The sequence below is a fragment of the Wolbachia endosymbiont (group B) of Protocalliphora azurea genome (assembly GCF_947251865.1).
Taxonomy (GTDB): Bacteria; Pseudomonadota; Alphaproteobacteria; order Rickettsiales; family Anaplasmataceae; genus Wolbachia.
The window spans coordinates 21,282-37,850 of the sequence record NZ_OX366394.1 but is presented as its reverse complement, the minus strand read 5'-3'; the positions used below and the strand labels follow the sequence as shown (position 1 = coordinate 37,850).

The following is a 16,569-nucleotide window of genomic DNA, read 5'->3' as shown; positions in this document are numbered from 1 at the left end:
AGGTTTTCTACTCCATAAAAAGTTTATGAAGAATATAATGCTCATTGGCGGTGGAGTTGGAAATGCAGTGTTATTTTCGATAGGGAAGGCATGTCTTGAAAACAATCATAAGGTTTTATATTTCGCTGGCTATAAAAAATTAAGTGATGTATTTAAACGAGCACTGATAGAACGTGCATCAAGTGCAGTAATTTGGGCATGTGAAGAAGGATTGATAGAAACAAGCAGAGAACAGGATAAATCCTTTCATGGTAATATAGTTGATGCAATAATCTCATATCAGCAAGGAAAGTTAGGTAAAATTACTATTAGTTTAAACACTATAGATAAAATCATCACTATTGGTTCTGATAAAATGATGAAAGCTATAAATGAAGCTAGAAAAACAATTTTAAAGCCATATCTAAAACCAAAACACATAGCAATATCATCAGTTAACTCTCCTATGCAGTGCATGATGAAAGAAATCTGCGCTCAATGTATTCAGCAACACATAAATAAGGAAACAGGAGAAATAAGTTTTGTTTATAGTTGCAGTAATCAAGACCAGGATATGGAGCTTGTTGACTTTGATTTTTTAAGTGAGCGCTTGAAGCAAAATAGTTTACAAGAAAAGCTCACTGCAAAATGGATAGAACATGTTCAAAGACACTAAACAGCACAAAGAGGAACTAAGGAAGCAATATAGAACCATAAGAAAAGATGTTGATGAAAGTTATTCCAGTTATGCAGCAAGTTCCCTTATTAATCTCTTTAATCAGAACTTAAGCTACGTTAAAGGTAAAACAATAGCAGCGTACATTCCAACAGACGGAGAAATTAATGTTGTGCCTTTGATGCATCGTTTACTCGATTTAGATTATAAAGTAGCAGTCCCTAATAAAAACAAGTTATTAAAATTTGAGGAATGGAATAAAGCAGATGAAGATATAATCCCCGATACAATCATTACTCCTGTTATTGCTTTTGATGATCATTTTAATAGGTTAGGTTTTGGCGGTGGTTGGTATGATGAAATGATAAAAAAATTACGGCCACTTGGAAAAATATTTATAGGTGTAGCCTATGAGAAGCAATATTGTAAAAATTTACCTGTGGAAAAACACGATCAAAAATTGGATATTATAATTACTGAGATGTGTGTTAGACTTGAAAGCAGGTTGCTCAAGAAAACGGATAGAAAGGAGTAGCATAGTCTACCTCTTTCTGATAGTAATTGCTTATCTGTTTAGATGCATGCAAATATTGAAACCTGTCTTGTCATCAGAGTAGCTGACACTGGGATCCAACTAAGTTACTTTACAACGTTTTTTGCACAAAAGGACTGGATTCTAGTGTCACGCGCTAGAATGACATCAACTTTTAAATTCCAGTTATGCAAGAAATCTATTCATTTGAAACTTGTTTGAGAAACGTAGCTATAAAAACCGCAGGTACCAGTTGGTTTTTATTAGCTAAAGTAAAGGTCAAATATCTGGAATTCTGGACATAAAATCCCCCTGTAAAAAAGATTAGAAAAAAATGCAGTGCACATACGACAGATATACACTGAAGAATACATTTTTAATAAGTTTGATTAAAAAGTCTGCAGACTAAAGATAGATTTTGAGCTCTTAAAATATCTCTATTTGTAATTATAATGAGATTGAAAATATGCGGAAGTAATTTTTTGTGTCCGATTAGCAGGGTGACAAAATAAGATAGACAGATACATTAAAACGCTCTTCAAATGTATCAATTCACCCCTTTCCTTTCCCTTCTTTCCCTTGCTTCAAACTGACATTCTCTACTTGAGAATATGGCTTCATTTCTTCAACTTTCTTATTAACTATTTCTTCCACTTTCTCTATTTCATTATTACCACTTGCCATAATTGCAGGTAGAAAATCTTTCATCAAATTTGGCAATTTCTGCATATCTTCCTCATGAGTACTTAAGCCCTTTTTCAGAAGTTTGGTCATATCATCTTTTGAAAAATTTTTGATGGTTCCATTCTCTACTAACTCTTGTATAGCAGATCGCTTCTTTTGATCTTGAAGCATGTTTAATATTGCTATATTATCAGAAAAATCTTTAATATATTCTTTGTTTTTATCGTCTTTTTGACCTTTTGAAGTAACATTATTAAGAGATTCATTCGTGTTTATTTCTAATCTACTAAAGTTATTCTTCCTTGCTTGAAACGTAGGCAATTTATCGATCACATCTTTCACAAGACTTTTCACTGCTTTTCCTGAATCAATCGCACCTTCTTTTATTTTTTCCCCTGCTTTTCCTATACCTATTCCTACATAACGTGCTCCAATAGCCACAAGCGCTATTAATGTGGCAAGCACAATAAGCGGAGAAAATGCTGCTCCTAATACCATTACAGCAGAAGCCATTCCAATTTTTTCATTTGTAGATGCTGATTTAAAATAATTGACTAGATTGTCCAGCGGACCTTTATTATTATTTATAACATTACTTATTGCTTCACGCTCAACGGATTGTAATACTTTCTCTATCATTTCTGGCTTGATCTCTTCAGGTTCTAAATTTTTAAGCGCTTCTTCAATGAATTTTATAAATAATTCTTTATTTACCTCCTTTTGCAAGCCTTGGTCATTAATCGCTAAACCTAAATCTTTGAGGTTCATCCCTCTAACTTGTTCTGATAGGGCCCCAAACAACTTTCCTTTTTCTTCCTGTGGAGATTGTGCAATGCTTTCTATTATATCTGAAATAGCTTTTCTTAGTTCTGGGTAGTCAGTGTCAAAAAACGTACTGTTTGTAGGTGCCATATTCAACTCCATCAACTATAGATATGCCTAATTATACATACTAATTATTAATTATATTATAATTGACATAAAATAATTACTCCTTTCCAAATATGGAATTTGTATTACAATACCTAGATTATATGAAATCAAGGTATTTTATGGGTGAGAAAAAATTAAGAGCCGCTGTGGTTTTATCAGGATGCGGCCATCTCGACGGCACAGAGGTGAGAGAAGCAGTTTTAAGTTTGCTTGTGCTTGATCAGCAGGAAGTTGAAGTCACGTGCTTTGCTCCTGATGTTGATATCACACAAGTTATGAATCACAAAACAAAAGAAGCAGTAAAAGAAAAAAGGAATGTACTTGTAGAAGCAGCAAGAATTGCAAGAGGTGAGATAAATGATTTAAGAGAAGCTAAAGCTGAAAATTTTGACATGCTAGTCGTACCTGGTGGATATGGAGTTGCGAAAAATTTATCTGACTTAGCTGAAAATAAAACAGTAATGCCTGAGTTTGAAAGATTAGTCTCAGAGTTCTTTGTTGCAAAAAAGCCAATAGGAACTATATGTATATCTCCAGCCATTATTGTTTTAATTTTAAGTAGCAAAATAGGTAAAGAAGAAAGTAAGATTAAGGTAACTATAGGAGACGACAAAGACCAGTTGATAGAGAAGCTCGGCGGCGAACATATAACATGCGATACAAAGCTATCAATAGAAGACGAAAAGCATAATATATTTTCCTGCTCTGCTTATATGCGTAGTGATGAAAGTACACACTCTGTATATCAAGGAATAAAACACATGATTGACAGTATGGTGAAAAAAATTAATAAAAAAACCAAACAACCATTTCTCTAAAGTGTAGTTTCTTATACAATTAATTATGTCAGTTGCATTATTGTTGTAGCCAAAGTAATCTGTAATTGCTTATTAATGATAAGCTATATTTAGTATGTAAGTTTAGTTCTTTTTTTTATAGATGTAAATATGTCAGACCTTTTTTATATTGAAAGTGAGTGTTGTGTAGATGGTCAGTGTGATACTTATGCAGGAGAAGTGAGTATTAATGATGTCATGTTGGGCAAGTTTAGTCTAAATTCATACAGTGGGAAAAAAGCTATAATAAATCTAGACATCGTTACATTCAATATCCATATTGCCATGGATGGCCAAGATGGAAGGACAATAACAAGAGACCTCAAGGGTCCTGAATTTGTAATTAAAGATGACGGTTCCTGGTATATTAACAAGAGTCTTGGTAATGATAAATTTGAAATTATAGTAAAGCAGTCATGATATGAAACATAGTGAGCGGAGCTTGCTTTTTAGCAATGTTTACATACTTACTTAAAAAATGGAGATTATCTTAGCTGAACCACGCGGTTTCTGTGCAGGTGTTAAAAGAGCTGTAGACATATTAGCAATCACTTTAGAGAAATACAAAAATGAACGCCAAGTTTATGTACTACACGAAATTGTTCATAATAAGTATATAGTAGAGGACTTCAAGAAACAAGGAGTGGTTTTTGTAAGCAGCATAGAAGACATTAAAGACAATAGAGGAATATTGATCTTTAGCGCACATGGAGTGTCGAAAAGTATAGAGGATGAGGCAAAAAGAAAGGGTGTTCAAGTGATTGATGCAACATGTCCATTAGTTAGCAAAGTACATAAAGAGGCAAAAAGGTATGAGGATAGTGGTAAAGAATTAATTCTAATTGGACATGAAAATCATCCAGAAGTTAAAGGAATTATAGGAAGAGTAAGTAATCCTATATCTCTAGTGCAAACTATGCAAGACGTATACAATTTACAAATCAAAGATCCAGATAATTTATCTTATGTAACACAAACCACGTTAAGTATTGACGATACCAAAGAAATTATTGCTACACTGAAGCTCAGATTTCCAAGCATTACAGGCCCCGACTTAAAAGATATATGCTATGCAACACAAAATAGGCAGAACGCTGTTAAAAAATTGGCTAAAATTACAGACGTAGTGTTAATTGTAGGAAGCAAAAACAGTTCAAATTCAAACCGTTTATTAGACCTGTGCATTTCCACAGGAAAAAGAGCCTATTTGATTGATAATTATAAATGTATGAACAAAAATTGGTTGCAGGGCGCAGAAAAAATAGGAATTACTGCAGGTGCTTCTGCTCCTGATATATTAGTTGATGAGCTAGTAAATTACTTAAAAATAAATATGAATACAAAAGTTTCAGTCATGCCAGATGGATTCACTGAAAATGTTCAGTTCAAGTATACTAAATGGTAATGTGCAACAACGTGCGTCAAATCAAGTCTTTAGCTTAATTCAATTTTCAGTCTGTTGGAGAATAAAATATCAAGCTGAGATATAATTAATCCTCGTTTGTCAGGTTAAGTTGTGTCTAGCACAAATATAAAAAACCTTCATCATACAAAAGGGTTAATATTGCTACTAATTTTATCAAAAACTTATAATATAAGTAATATTGTCATCTAATGTTTAATGAATTTCAATAAATTACCTTTTTAATTCTAGATGAGTATACACTTTGTTAATATGTTTGGGTCAAAACCCAAAAGTAATACCAATTCCCACTATGCAAAGAACAGATAGACAATAATGGGAAAGAAGTGATAATAAAGTAGATAAAATAGAGAGGTATAAATGGCATTAAGGTCAAAACTATTAGACGAAAAAGTTGTAAATTTGGCGAAAGAAATGTTAAAAAAGGTCAGAAATAACGCATATGTTTCAAAAAAGTTACAAGCGGTGATAGCAGGAAAAGAAAGTAGTATAAGCGCTGTGGCAAGAATATGTAAAATTTCAAGGACTGCTTTGACTGAATGGATAAAGCATCTAAAATTTGGTAGAGTAGAAAGATTATTTGCCCCGTCTCAGCGGCGAAGAAAAAGCAAATTAAAGAAAAATCAACGTGAGCAAATTGAAATATGGGTAGAAAGAAATCCAAATATTACTATTAAGGAAGTGCAGATAAAAATCTCAGAGGAATTTGGCCTAAACATTAGCAAATCAACAGTGCACCGTGAGATACAAAGGATGAAATTTTCTTATATAACACCGAGGCCAATGCACCATAAACAAGATAAAAACAAGCAAGAAGAGTTTAAAAAATACTTCAATAAAATAGTCAATTCCCACCCTGAAAAAGAGGTGTTTTTTTGATGAATCACGATTTGGAACTCATTCAAAAATCGGACACGGATGGTTTAAAAAAGGGGTCAGAACGCAGGTTAAAATGAAAATTGGTAGACAAAATTTCTATATCTACAGTGCGGTAAATCCAAGAAGTGGTAAGAAAATCAGCCTACTTGCTCCATATGTAAACACTGATTGTATGAATATATTTCTGGAGCAGATGTCGAAAGATTTAGGCACGAAAAAAGCCTTTCTTGTAATGGATTGTGCAAGTTGGCATAGATCAAAAAGTTTGAAATTTCAGGAAAACATTACCATTATATACTTGCCTCCTTATTCACCGGAACTGAATCCTGTTGAGAGGTTGTGGCAATATATCAAATACAATACTTTACGTAACAGAGTCTACGATACCATAGGCTTACTTGCAGATGTTCTGTGTAATTTTATTGTCAGTATTTCCAGCACTACTATTAAACGAGTTTGTAATGTTTCTTATTTGTTCGATTAGTAATGGAATTTGGTATAAGTTTATGCTTTCTATAGGAAAAGAAGGCACAATGTTACTATATTTTAAAAATGATACTTTAAATAAAAGATATTTTGCTAAGGACAAAAATAATAAAGTTGTTTCTGACTTAATTTCATGTCTCTCATCAGATAAAAAAGCACCCTTATATCTGGTTCTCAATCACACTGATCAGAACTATTTGCTACAGTCTATCCCAAGAGTAAATAGGATTAGTGCTTATCTATCAGCAAAAACAAAAGTAGAGCATTTTGCTCATAATAACGATATAAATTCTATTCTCTTGGTCGAAAAGCCGAATAAATTTAATCAAAACTGGTGGTATCTATTTGTTTCATCAAAAGCAAATCATTTAATAGAATATTGGTTGGACGTGTTTGTTGAAATAGGCTCTAACTTTAAAGGAATATTAATGTTTCCTATAGAACTAGTCAGTATAGCAAAAAAGATTCTACACAAAGATCCTAGTAACTGGAAAATTATAGTTGCTGCAACTAAAACAGGTGGCTATAGACAAGTGGTTCTTAAAGAGAACAAAATGATATTTACACGTTTAATACCATTTACTAATGATAATTTACCAGGAATCATTGCTGGTGAAATATATCAGGAAGTGAAAAATACAATTCAATCTTTAACTAAGTTTGGATTTGAAAAAAATGACCCTGTCGACCTCTGCATTATAGTATCAGAAGCTATTAAATCTAGTTTATCAGTTATAAATTTTTCAGAGAATAGTGTGAACATATTGACTCCATATGAGCTGGGTAAACTATTGGGGGCAGAATTAGCTATAAGCGAAAAAGATAGCTTTTGTGATACTACAATTTTGTTTCACAGCTTTAAGAATAAGCCAATAAATATTTTTAACACAAAAGAAACTAAAGAATTTTATCTATTTAATTATCTTTATTTAAATTCTCCTCAAATTTTTCTATACCTACTCTTGGTTTTAGTTGTAATTAACGCCTTTTGTTTGCAAAATTTGTATTCAAATTTTAATGTTGCTGATAATTTATCTGCAACGCGGAGTGCTTTAAATAACAAACTAATAAAACTTAGCCAAATCTATAATGTAAAAAAGATAGATGAAGTTTACGATTTTATTAATATAAATAATATTTTATCAAAAATAGAGTACTCTCCCCTTACACAAATTAAGTATGCAGAAAAGTTAAAAGTACCAGGTGTAGAGCTTCAATCGTTTGAGTGGAATTATAATGAGGCAAAAAGTTATATTACCACAACTTTAAGGTTTAATTTTCAATCTGGTAAAGACATTTCTTATCAATACGAGAAACTACAGAAAAATTTAAACGATAATTTCCGTACTCATGATATTAGTATCTCTAGCTTACCTACTACTAAAGAGAAAAATCTATCTATTGATGTTGAAATAGGAGAGGCAATGTAGATTGATGACTATCTCTCAACTAAAAAGAAAAGCTACAATTCAGTGCATATATTACTTATTGTTATCTATTGTATTAATAGGGTTATCAACGTGTTTTATTATCTATAACAAAAAGGTTTATAATAAAAATCAAACTGCAGCTGAGGAAATACGCTCTATTAATTTACAGATCATTGAAATTCAAAAGAAAGAAGTCGTTCTAAATAAAAACCTAGATTTATGGAAAAGAATTTCTTCTTCAAACTTACATAGTAGCAGATACATTACAAATTTAAATTTTGAGCTTAACAAGCTATATAAAAAACACTACATGTTAGAACCTGAAATATCAATTTCTATACCTGAAGAAGCTGAACTCCACAATAAAAGTGAACATACAAAAGTAATAAGAAGTGAAGTGGTTCTAAGTTTAAGCTCAATTAGCGATAAGCATATTTTTTTATTTCTACAGTCTATTCCAAATCTTCCTGGTTATGTTATGATCAGATCTCTTACCTTGAATAAGCAGAGAAATATAGATGCTAAAGTTATAAACCAGATTTTAAGTGGTAATATGATAGAGATAGTGAGAGCTAGTATAGTTTTTGATTGGTATACCATATTAAGTAGATGAATATAAAGTTGTTTTTTATTTTTACGCTGCTGTTTTTTAATGTTAGTGCATATTGCAATTGCGAAGATCTTGTAGAAAATATAGGGATTTGTAAAAAATATTCTTGCCAACAGCATATTAGTAATGAAGATTTTATTGAGCATAAAATATTAGGGTTAAATAGTGAAAATTTATGTGTATATATAGAAAGACAAGGCAATGATGAAATGGTCTGTCATCATTCTAATGATGGAATGATTATAGAAAAGAAGTACTTAAAAAGTATTTTAAAAGTTGGAAATCAAGAAATAAATGACTTCATTGATATAGCAAATTTGCGTGCGAAGGAGTGTTTTTTTATCAACAATTATTATATAGATCGAGACGATATAATAAAAGAGGCAGCAGAGAGTACTTTATCGCAATATGGTAGCATAAAAAGCATTTTTTTTGATGAAGAGCAGGTTAATAGAATAGTTAGTGAGATGGAAAAGTTTAACTTACAGTCTTCAGGAGTTACAGAGGAAGAAAATTTCAATTGTAAAGTAGTCAGTTTAGATTCAATTTTATACTTTTCCCCCGATACATGGAAAATATGGGTAAATGGAAAGTTGTTTATAAATACTAAGGATTTAAAAGTGCACTCAGTAACTGAAAATTATGTAACTTTTTCATGGGCTGTAAACCAAAAGATAACAAAAGAACGGATAAGCAATTCTAAAAATGTACATTTTGGACATGGAGGTATTATGTTTACGCTTTATCCAGAACAAAAATTTGATTTAGATAGTTTATCTATTAAATAATCTAATACATCTGCGCTTGTAGCTCAGTTGGATAGAGCGTTGCCCTCCGGAGGCAAAGGTCGTGGGTTCGAATCCCTCCAAGCGCGTTTTTAATTAAATTTGACAATAATACTCTCACATAAGATAATAAAGAGATTTATTTTAAAGCATAATTATGTCTAGTGGTACTATAAATAAAGTCATATTAGTTGGTAATTTAGGAAAAGATCCTGAAATTAGGACTACACAAAATGGAAAAGAGATGGCAAGTTTTTCGATAGCCACATCTGAAAGTTGGACTGACAAATTTTCTGGTACGCGCTCTGAAAAGACAGAATGGCATAATATTGTAATTTTTAGTGAAGGACTAGTAAAAATTGTTAAAGACTTTGCACGGAAAGGTAGTAAAGTTTACGTTGAAGGTTCTCTGAGAACTAGAAAATGGACTGACCAAAATGGTAGTGAAAGGTATACGACAGAGGTGGTGCTATATAACTTTAATAGTGCCCTTACCCTTTTAGATTCACGAAACAGTATGTCAAACTCTGATTACAAGCCAAGTGAATACAAACAAAATGAAACAGAACAAAAAGATAAACACGGAAGTTTTGACAACGATATAAAAGACGAACTAATCGATGATGAAATACCATTTTAATAACTTCAATTGAAATCTACATTTTTATGGACTGCTTGTGTTACTCCTTTTAATTGCAGTGGAGATAGTATAGATTACCAAAGCTTGCAGCGTTTACTAACAATGCAAGCTGAAGCTGAAAATGGTGTAGTGTTGCTAGGTAGCACAGGTGAAAGCTTATCACTTACTGATTCTGAAAAGCGCACATTAGTTGAATTTGTATGTGAGCTAAAATTAAATACGAAAATTATAATTGGTGTACCAGGAGTGAATCTATATCAGACTCTTGAATGGCTTGATTTTTGCAAGGGTATGCCTATTCATGGCTATCTAATGACAACTCCCATTTATGCAAAGCCTGGAATCATGGGGCAAACTTTATGGTTTGAAAAGCTGCTTGAAAAAGCACATGTGCCAGCCATGCTTTACAATATTCCATCAAGAGCAGGAGTGAGTCTTCACGCTGAAACTGTACGCAACTTATCCAGCCACGAAAAATTTTGGGCTATCAAAGATTCAAGTGGCACCGTTGATACTTTAACTCAGTATAAGAAAGTTGCACCAAATATTGAGGTGTTTTGTGGGGACGATAATATGATATTTGATATGGCTGCTAAGGGTGCGGCTGGTCTGGTTTCTGTTGCTGCCAATGTTTGGCCAAGTGTAGTACATGAATATGTTAAGCAATGCATGAGCGGCAAGAACCCTCAAGCAGACAGTTGGCAACAAGCTTGCAAAGCTCTATTTACTGCCAGCAATCCAATACCTACTAAAGCACTTTTGCATGACATTGGGCTCATAGAACACAAAACTGTCCGCCTACCACTCAGCACAGAAGATTTGCCTTCTATTGAAACATTGAGGCAAGCTAATAAAATGATTCTTGGATGGGAAAATCAACTAGCTATGCAGGATTAGGAATTAAGCTGATAATTCAATTATACTTAACACAAAAAAATGGGCTAAATCCTCTTCAAAAACTTCTATCTATCGTCTCTTAAAATACTCTCCTGCACACATCCCCATCAACAATTTTCACATCACTATCAACTGAGCTACCTGGCTGTTTATTTCCTTTGTATATCTCCCCATCAACGGAACTACCTGGCTATCTATTTCCTTCTGGAAAAAAGCACTCAATTGCTTTATCAATTAAGAAACTTAAAGGAATACAAGCAATCACACTCACTACAAAAGTTAAAGCACCTATAGCTGCTGGTGATGTAAAGCCAAGAGCAACCAATCCTGCTCCTATCCCAAATCTAACACCAGTACACGCAATTGCTTGCATTATTTCTTTTGAAGAGTCCTTAAAGCCCGAAGTTGAGAGTTTTGCTATTAAAGCTATTGCATATAACGATGATAATAGAAACCCAACACCAACCATTCCACCTGCAACAAGAGGTGACAAACCAGAAATAGAGCTTATAGCGTAATTTGTAAAAATTCCATCAATAGCTCCTAAGCCTGCTACTATCCCCCCCCACTATTCCACAGGATATCCCTGCTATTGCCATTTCATATATCAGATTTGATTTAAATTCTTGATCTTGGAAACCACTCATAACCTTATCTCTTTAATTAAAACTTATATAAAGGCTAACATACTAACACATTATAGTCAATACTTCTATGTTATTCTTTTTGGAGTTTTTAATTGACTTTCAGCACACTTTAGCCTTATATGTATGGTCCCAGAGTGTAATGGTATATAAAATATGAGAACAAAATGCCATTAAAGGAGAACTTATGATTACTGGATATATCAGAACAACAGAGACAATTCATAAAGCAATGTAAACTTTCTAAGTACTAACTCTAAAACTATTGTAAAACAGAAAAAAGCATTCATTTAAAAGAAAAATAACAGCTCCATATACTATTGAAGTGATAATACTTATAATGTTAGATGTGACACCAAATCTAATTTGAAATATAACTTATTTACTCAGCTTCTTTTGAAACTACTGTGAACATAATATCTATAGATAAAACATTGCATTACCACGCCACTAACGAGTAGCAGAATGACAAGTTTTTCAAACTAGTCCGGTATAAAAATCTCAGTCAGTTTAGCTACAGCTGTATGCTTTTAACTCTCCCAAAAAGAAAATTAACCATGTGAAATTCTTGTTGATATGACTTAATGAATAATTATTTTAGGTTACTAAGTTATTTAAGAAACTTTGATAATATTTAGCCCACTTACTTTTCTATTTTCCATGTCACGATGAGCCTCTATTATTTCATCAAATTTATATTTTTTATTAATTCGTACAATTAAAAGTTTTTTTCTTATCATTTCAAAAATTTCCATTGCAGTAAGCACTAACGTAAGTCTATTGTGCTTGTAGTGATATATCGAAGTTCCAGCTGCAAATAACGAACGCGAACTAAGTAAAGAGAAATTAATAGGAGCATTACCTGATATCTGCCCATAGGAAACATATATGCCAAACTTACCTAAAGATTCAAAAGAGAGCTTGCTTGTAGCGTAACCTATAGGGTCATACACCGCACCTACTCCTCTATTTTTCGTAATCTCCATGATTTTAGAAACGAAGTCTTTATCATTGTAGTTTATTGCGTATGTGCAGCCACTTTGTAAAGCTATCTTCATTTTTTCGTCAGAGCTTATAGAACCTATCACTATACCTTTTTTATCCTTTGCCCATTGGCATATTATTTGCCCCAAACCACCATTAGCTCCATGAACTAGTACAAAAGCACCAGGCCTGATTTTATAAGATTGATTAACTAAATAGTGAGCTGTCATACCTTTAAACAATACTGCAGCAGCAACTTCATCAGGTATATCATTCGGAATTTTTATCAAATATTTCTGGTGTACAATGCGCTTTTCACAATATGCCCCTGGAGGAGCTGTGCAATATCCAACTCTATCTCCAACCTTAAGTCCATCACTAATTTTTTTACCAAGCTTTTCAACAACTCCTACTGCCTCTACTCCAAGTACTGATGGCAGATCTTTAATTTTGCGTGTACCTTTTCTGTGTTCTAAATCATAACGATTTAAGCCGATAGTTGTATGACGTATTAAGACTTCCTCATCTTTTGGCTCACCTATGCTCTTATCTACAAATTCTAATACTTCTGGCCCCCCAGTTTTTTTAATTTGTATAGCTCTAACCATGATAAATGTAAGACAAAAACTTTAATTATGTTATCTAGCAATTAATATTTTTGCAAAATGTTATTTAGAGTTTATACACTACATAAGCGTATTGTTAATAGTTTTGAGGCACAAATTATCATGAACAGAGAAATTTGGCTTTATGGTGTTTTATTCAATGTGTTGTGCAAAGTGGATGAAGATAATGATTTGGATGTTAACAATGTAATAAAAAAAATAAAAGAAAGGTTAGAATATAGAATACAAAAATCAGATAAAAAAAGAGATTATTGTAAATATTTATATACTTCTTGGGAAAAAAAAGGATTTGATATTAATCACCAATTTGACTTGAAAGATTATGATGGCTTTCCAATAGATAGTCTTTTTTCTATTGCCATTAATTATAAATTATACACTTTAACAAATTTAGCGCAAGTTTTAATAAAAGCAGGAGCTAATGTGCAAAATGAAAAAGGATATTTACATGCCTGCGTTTTGGCTCGTTCTCCAGATATATTAAAAGCTCTCATAAAAGCGGGAGTAAATGATAACCCAAATGAAAACTATGGTGGAAATACCGCTTTAGACTATGTTGCTAAATTATATGGTAGAGATAAGTCAACGAAATCCAAGGATTGCTGTAAAATTCTAATTGAGCATACATTAGAAAAAAAACCCAACATAGAAATACCAGATTCTGTAAAAAATAATAAGGAGTTGGCTCAATGTTGGAATGCTTGTGAAGCAAATAATGAAGGATGGGAATTAGCAACAACGAACACTGAAACACAAGTAGTCAGTGTGCAAAAAGCAAATAAGAGCTCCTGCTCAATTCAATAGATGTATCGTACAACCTTGTTCGGATTACAATAGGAAAAGGTTTGTTATTTAAGCTTAAAAAACGTATATGATAGTGTTATTTCACTTAAATCTTTTGTACTATTGTCACGCATTATTTCAGGGTCTACGTAAAAGGATACGGGCATAGCCGCTTTTTGTTTTGGTAGCAGCATTTGCTCTTCAAAACAAAAGCATGCAACTTTATTGAAATATTTACCTGCTTTAAAAGGTGTGACATTATACACTGCCATTCCAAAAGAAGGCTGATCAGATAAATTTTTTGCATAATAAAATACTAAACTTTGTTGCCCTATATTTGTATCGATGTAGTTAGTTTCTGATTTAAATTCCCAAGGCAGACCTGATATTATATCAGCATTAAGGTGAACCCTGATTTTTTGGTCAGTTGCATTTATTGTTGCATTAGTTACTTTTCTCGTTGTGCCACCATATCCAGTAGCTTTACAAAAGATGCTATACAACGGTACTGAAGCATATGCAAGACACAGCATCAATACCACTAAAGATATTAGGAGGAAAACTATAGAACTTTTATTGTTTCCCCTTAAAAAGGAAATCATCTAATCCTTATTGTTGAACAAGTTAAGTAACCTGAGTAAATTGAGGAATATATTGATGAAGTCAAAGTAAAGATTAGTTGCACCAAGTATTGCCAGCTTAGTAGTTGCAACTTCTGAGCCATCATTATATCTATAATAAACATCTTTGATTCTCTGAGCATCGTATGCGGTCATTAAAGTAAACACTATCACTGATACAAACGATATTGCAAAATAGAGAGGACTGCTTCCAAGAAACAGATTAACTATAGATGCAATGATTAACCCCCAGATTCCCATAATCAAAAAAGAACCCATGCTGGTAAGATCTTTTTTTGTAGTATTACCATATAAAGCCATAGAACCAAACATGATCGATGTAATGAAAAATGCTCTCGCTATATTTTCTGCAGTATAAATTATAAAAATATGAGATAAAGAAATTCCCATTAAAACTGAGAATAGAAAAAATACAGTAAGTGTTGACTGAGCACTTAGGTGTTGAAGCCTAAAAGACATATAAAACACCAATGCAACTGGAGATAGCATTACCACAAGCGATAGAACAGGATTGGAATAAATCACCTGGAAAAGACCAGAAAACACTGTTAAAAACGCAACAAGCCCTGTAACACCTAAAGCTAAAGCCATATAATTGTATACTTTAGTTAGGTAACTCCTGAGTCCAGCACTATAATAAACGCCCTGAGAGCGAATATCCTGTTCGTTTTTCATATAAGACATATGTAACTCCTTATTATCTCTTGATGATATATTATAATACAATACAGCGTTTTTATCAAGTATAAAATGACATACTACAATTGAATGGTGTGGTATGCAATTAGAGAATTTCTTCCATAACTATAAGCAAATCGGTTTTCAGCAGCATTTAACTATTATAACAACCTCTGGCAATAGAAATTACTTTCACCATTCCCTCTATCATGATTTAAGGGGAATGGTGAAAGTAGTTTTTGCATTTACTAAAGCATTCTTCTTATAGATACTATACCAACAATCCACTATTTTTTCTATGTCTCGCGGTTTAACCTCCGGACCTATACTGATTCTAATTGAACATTCTGCTTGCTCTTTTGTTGCTCCCATTGCAAGCAAAACATGAGAAGGCCCAACTTTTCCAGAAGAGCATGCAGAACCATTGCTGACTGCAATATTATTTAAGTCAAAATGCATGAGCTGCAGATCATTCTTTACCCTCGGCATATAAATAAAACTTGTATTTGGCAATCTTTCAGAATTTCTGCCAAAGATCTTGATATCACTGACAAGACTTAATAATTCACACTCCAATTGATCACGCAGCTTCTCCACTTCATTCATTTTTGATAGAAGATCTGGAATGTTTTGCAATGCAGCAGAAAGACCTGCAATTGCAACAATGTTTTCTGTACCACCACGCAATCCTCTTTCTTGCCCACCACCTATTATAGTAGGTTCTATTACAAGCTTTTTGTCAAATATTAAAACTCCACTACCTGCTATACCACCAAATTTGTGAGCAGATAAAGTAAGTAAATCCACTCCTAAATCTTCCATATTTACTTTGATTTTCCCAACACTTTGAGCAGCGTCAGTGTGACAGATTGCCCCGAATTTATGTGCTATTTTAGCTATTTCCTTAACAGGCTGGATAACTCCAGTTTCGTTATTAGCCATCATCACTGAAATTATTACTTTATTCCCTTCAAGTTCGCTTAGAATTTTCTCTAGCTCTAAAAAGTCAACAATACCCTCTTGATTAACGGGTATTATATGTGGATTACATGCAGAATTAAGAATTGAAGGATGCTCTGTAGCTGAAATTACATGCAGATAGCCTTTCATTCCTCTCATGACGAGGTTGTTTGCTTCAGTTGCACCAGACGTAAAAACTATTTCTTTATCATCTGGAATGCTAAGAGCATCACGTACGTTATCTCTTACCTCTTTAAGAATCTTCCTCGCTTCTTGTCCTCTTTTATGCAGAGATGATGGATTTAGTGTTTGTTTTGACAAAATCTCAAGTATACTTTTTTTTACATTTTTACTCACTGGAGCAGTTGCATTATAATCAGCATACACGCAACTACTTTCTTCCAGAGAGAATAAACTCACAGGCTTATTTGTCACTTACCATTAACCAATTATGTATGTTAAC

Annotated in this window: 18 protein-coding genes and 1 tRNA gene; 14 read left to right on the top strand and 5 right to left on the bottom strand. The window is 32.9% G+C overall.

Going from position 1 to position 16,569, the window contains the following annotated elements:
- Positions 1 to 25: 25 nt before the first annotated feature.
- Together OPR35_RS00205 and OPR35_RS00200 are read left to right on the top strand one after the other, a co-directional pair.
- Positions 26 to 655, top strand: coding sequence for a ferredoxin reductase domain-containing protein (locus OPR35_RS00205; protein WP_019236782.1), 630 nt, complete (start codon positions 26 to 28; stop codon positions 653 to 655).
- Positions 639 to 1,190, top strand: a complete 552-nt coding sequence (locus OPR35_RS00200) for a 5-formyltetrahydrofolate cyclo-ligase (RefSeq protein WP_019236783.1) — start codon at positions 639 to 641, stop codon at positions 1,188 to 1,190. The genes OPR35_RS00205 and OPR35_RS00200 overlap by 17 nt, the downstream gene beginning before the upstream one ends.
- A 549-nt stretch (positions 1,191 to 1,739) precedes the next feature.
- On the opposite strand, the gene OPR35_RS00195 is transcribed toward OPR35_RS00200, so the two are convergent.
- Positions 1,740 to 2,783 carry a hypothetical protein gene (locus OPR35_RS00195; RefSeq protein ID WP_265024856.1) on the bottom strand — a complete coding sequence of 348 codons (1,044 nt, stop codon included), beginning with the start codon at positions 2,781 to 2,783 and terminating at the stop codon, positions 1,740 to 1,742.
- Positions 2,784 to 2,923: 140 nt separating this feature from the next.
- On the opposite strand from OPR35_RS00195, the gene elbB reads away from it, so the two are divergent.
- The 11 genes from elbB (at position 2,924) to OPR35_RS00140 (ending at position 11,308) form a co-directional block, all read left to right on the top strand.
- Positions 2,924 to 3,622, top strand: coding sequence for an isoprenoid biosynthesis glyoxalase ElbB (gene elbB, locus OPR35_RS00190; protein ID WP_265025032.1), 699 nt, complete (start codon positions 2,924 to 2,926; stop codon positions 3,620 to 3,622).
- A gap of 129 nt (positions 3,623 to 3,751) precedes the next feature.
- The gene (locus tag OPR35_RS00185) at positions 3,752 to 4,060 is read left to right on the top strand and encodes a hypothetical protein (protein WP_265024855.1); all 309 of its coding nucleotides are present in this window, start codon (positions 3,752 to 3,754) and stop codon (positions 4,058 to 4,060) included.
- A gap of 58 nt (positions 4,061 to 4,118) precedes the next feature.
- Complete coding sequence (gene ispH / locus OPR35_RS00180; protein WP_139686676.1) at positions 4,119 to 5,045, top strand: 4-hydroxy-3-methylbut-2-enyl diphosphate reductase; 927 nt, start codon at positions 4,119 to 4,121, stop codon at positions 5,043 to 5,045.
- A 378-nt stretch (positions 5,046 to 5,423) separates the two neighbouring features.
- Positions 5,424 to 6,426, top strand: a protein-coding gene (locus tag OPR35_RS00175; RefSeq protein WP_230608967.1) for an IS630 family transposase whose coding sequence is annotated in 2 segments (ribosomal slippage) — positions 5,424 to 5,933 and positions 5,935 to 6,426 — 1,002 coding nt in all. Because the reading frame shifts where the segments join, the coding sequence is not laid out codon by codon here.
- Positions 6,404 to 7,858, top strand: coding sequence for a hypothetical protein (locus OPR35_RS00170; protein WP_265024854.1), 1,455 nt, complete (start codon positions 6,404 to 6,406; stop codon positions 7,856 to 7,858). Before OPR35_RS00175 ends, OPR35_RS00170 begins: the two co-directional genes overlap by 23 nt.
- Positions 7,859 to 7,862: 4 nt before the next feature.
- Complete coding sequence (locus tag OPR35_RS00165) at positions 7,863 to 8,471, top strand: hypothetical protein (RefSeq protein ID WP_010406999.1); 609 nt, start codon at positions 7,863 to 7,865, stop codon at positions 8,469 to 8,471.
- Positions 8,468 to 9,256: a hypothetical protein gene (locus OPR35_RS00160; RefSeq protein ID WP_052264933.1), complete on the top strand. Its 789-nt coding sequence runs from the start codon at positions 8,468 to 8,470 to the stop codon at positions 9,254 to 9,256. Before OPR35_RS00165 ends, OPR35_RS00160 begins: the two co-directional genes overlap by 4 nt.
- Positions 9,257 to 9,268: 12 nt before the next feature.
- Positions 9,269 to 9,342 (top strand) — tRNA-Arg (locus OPR35_RS00155).
- Positions 9,343 to 9,410: 68 nt separating this feature from the next.
- A complete protein-coding gene (gene ssb / locus OPR35_RS00150; RefSeq protein ID WP_006014313.1) occupies positions 9,411 to 9,893 on the top strand; it encodes a single-stranded DNA-binding protein in 483 nt (160 codons plus the stop codon).
- A gap of 9 nt (positions 9,894 to 9,902) precedes the next feature.
- Entirely contained in the window at positions 9,903 to 10,790 is an 888-nt protein-coding gene (gene dapA / locus OPR35_RS00145) for a 4-hydroxy-tetrahydrodipicolinate synthase (protein WP_026092622.1), read from the top strand.
- A 158-nt stretch (positions 10,791 to 10,948) separates the two neighbouring features.
- Positions 10,949 to 11,308 carry a hypothetical protein gene (locus OPR35_RS00140; protein ID WP_265024853.1) on the top strand — a complete coding sequence of 120 codons (360 nt, stop codon included), beginning with the start codon at positions 10,949 to 10,951 and terminating at the stop codon, positions 11,306 to 11,308.
- 740 nt (positions 11,309 to 12,048) lie between these two features.
- On the opposite strand, the gene OPR35_RS00135 is transcribed toward OPR35_RS00140, so the two are convergent.
- Complete coding sequence (locus OPR35_RS00135; protein ID WP_007302226.1) at positions 12,049 to 13,026, bottom strand: quinone oxidoreductase family protein; 978 nt, start codon at positions 13,024 to 13,026, stop codon at positions 12,049 to 12,051.
- 57 nt (positions 13,027 to 13,083) lie between these two features.
- Between OPR35_RS00135 and OPR35_RS00130 the strand changes: the two genes are divergently transcribed.
- On the top strand, positions 13,084 to 13,848 hold the full coding sequence (locus OPR35_RS00130) for an ankyrin repeat domain-containing protein (protein ID WP_265024852.1): 765 nt from the start codon (positions 13,084 to 13,086) through the stop codon (positions 13,846 to 13,848).
- Positions 13,849 to 13,892: 44 nt separating this feature from the next.
- On the opposite strand, the gene OPR35_RS00125 is transcribed toward OPR35_RS00130, so the two are convergent.
- The 3 genes from OPR35_RS00125 to OPR35_RS00115 form a co-directional block, all read right to left on the bottom strand.
- Positions 13,893 to 14,429, bottom strand: coding sequence for a cytochrome c oxidase assembly protein (locus OPR35_RS00125; RefSeq protein ID WP_010407017.1), 537 nt, complete (start codon positions 14,427 to 14,429; stop codon positions 13,893 to 13,895).
- Positions 14,430 to 15,152 carry a Bax inhibitor-1/YccA family protein gene (locus OPR35_RS00120; RefSeq protein ID WP_007302228.1) on the bottom strand — a complete coding sequence of 241 codons (723 nt, stop codon included), beginning with the start codon at positions 15,150 to 15,152 and terminating at the stop codon, positions 14,430 to 14,432.
- 201 nt (positions 15,153 to 15,353) lie between these two features.
- Positions 15,354 to 16,541: a cysteine desulfurase family protein gene (locus OPR35_RS00115; protein ID WP_007302229.1), complete on the bottom strand. Its 1,188-nt coding sequence runs from the start codon at positions 16,539 to 16,541 to the stop codon at positions 15,354 to 15,356.
- Between the last annotated feature and the right edge of the window lie 28 nt (positions 16,542 to 16,569).

Coding starts and splice junctions, on each gene's coding strand:
- OPR35_RS00170 (WP_265024854.1), top strand. CDS start 6,404: ATGTTTCTTATTTGTTCGATTAGTAATGGAATTTGGTATAAGTTTATG.
- OPR35_RS00135 (WP_007302226.1), bottom strand. CDS start 13,026: ATGGTTAGAGCTATACAAATTAAAAAAACTGGGGGGCCAGAAGTATTA.
- OPR35_RS00125 (WP_010407017.1), bottom strand. CDS start 14,429: ATGATTTCCTTTTTAAGGGGAAACAATAAAAGTTCTATAGTTTTCCTC.
- OPR35_RS00195 (WP_265024856.1), bottom strand. CDS start 2,783: ATGGCACCTACAAACAGTACGTTTTTTGACACTGACTACCCAGAACTA.
- OPR35_RS00200 (WP_019236783.1), top strand. CDS start 639: ATGTTCAAAGACACTAAACAGCACAAAGAGGAACTAAGGAAGCAATAT.
- OPR35_RS00120 (WP_007302228.1), bottom strand. CDS start 15,152: ATGTCTTATATGAAAAACGAACAGGATATTCGCTCTCAGGGCGTTTAT.
- OPR35_RS00205 (WP_019236782.1), top strand. CDS start 26: ATGAAGAATATAATGCTCATTGGCGGTGGAGTTGGAAATGCAGTGTTA.
- OPR35_RS00185 (WP_265024855.1), top strand. CDS start 3,752: ATGTCAGACCTTTTTTATATTGAAAGTGAGTGTTGTGTAGATGGTCAG.
- ispH (WP_139686676.1), top strand. CDS start 4,119: ATGGAGATTATCTTAGCTGAACCACGCGGTTTCTGTGCAGGTGTTAAA.
- OPR35_RS00160 (WP_052264933.1), top strand. CDS start 8,468: ATGAATATAAAGTTGTTTTTTATTTTTACGCTGCTGTTTTTTAATGTT.
- elbB (WP_265025032.1), top strand. CDS start 2,924: ATGGGTGAGAAAAAATTAAGAGCCGCTGTGGTTTTATCAGGATGCGGC.
- OPR35_RS00130 (WP_265024852.1), top strand. CDS start 13,084: ATGTTATTTAGAGTTTATACACTACATAAGCGTATTGTTAATAGTTTT.
- ssb (WP_006014313.1), top strand. CDS start 9,411: ATGTCTAGTGGTACTATAAATAAAGTCATATTAGTTGGTAATTTAGGA.
- OPR35_RS00165 (WP_010406999.1), top strand. CDS start 7,863: ATGACTATCTCTCAACTAAAAAGAAAAGCTACAATTCAGTGCATATAT.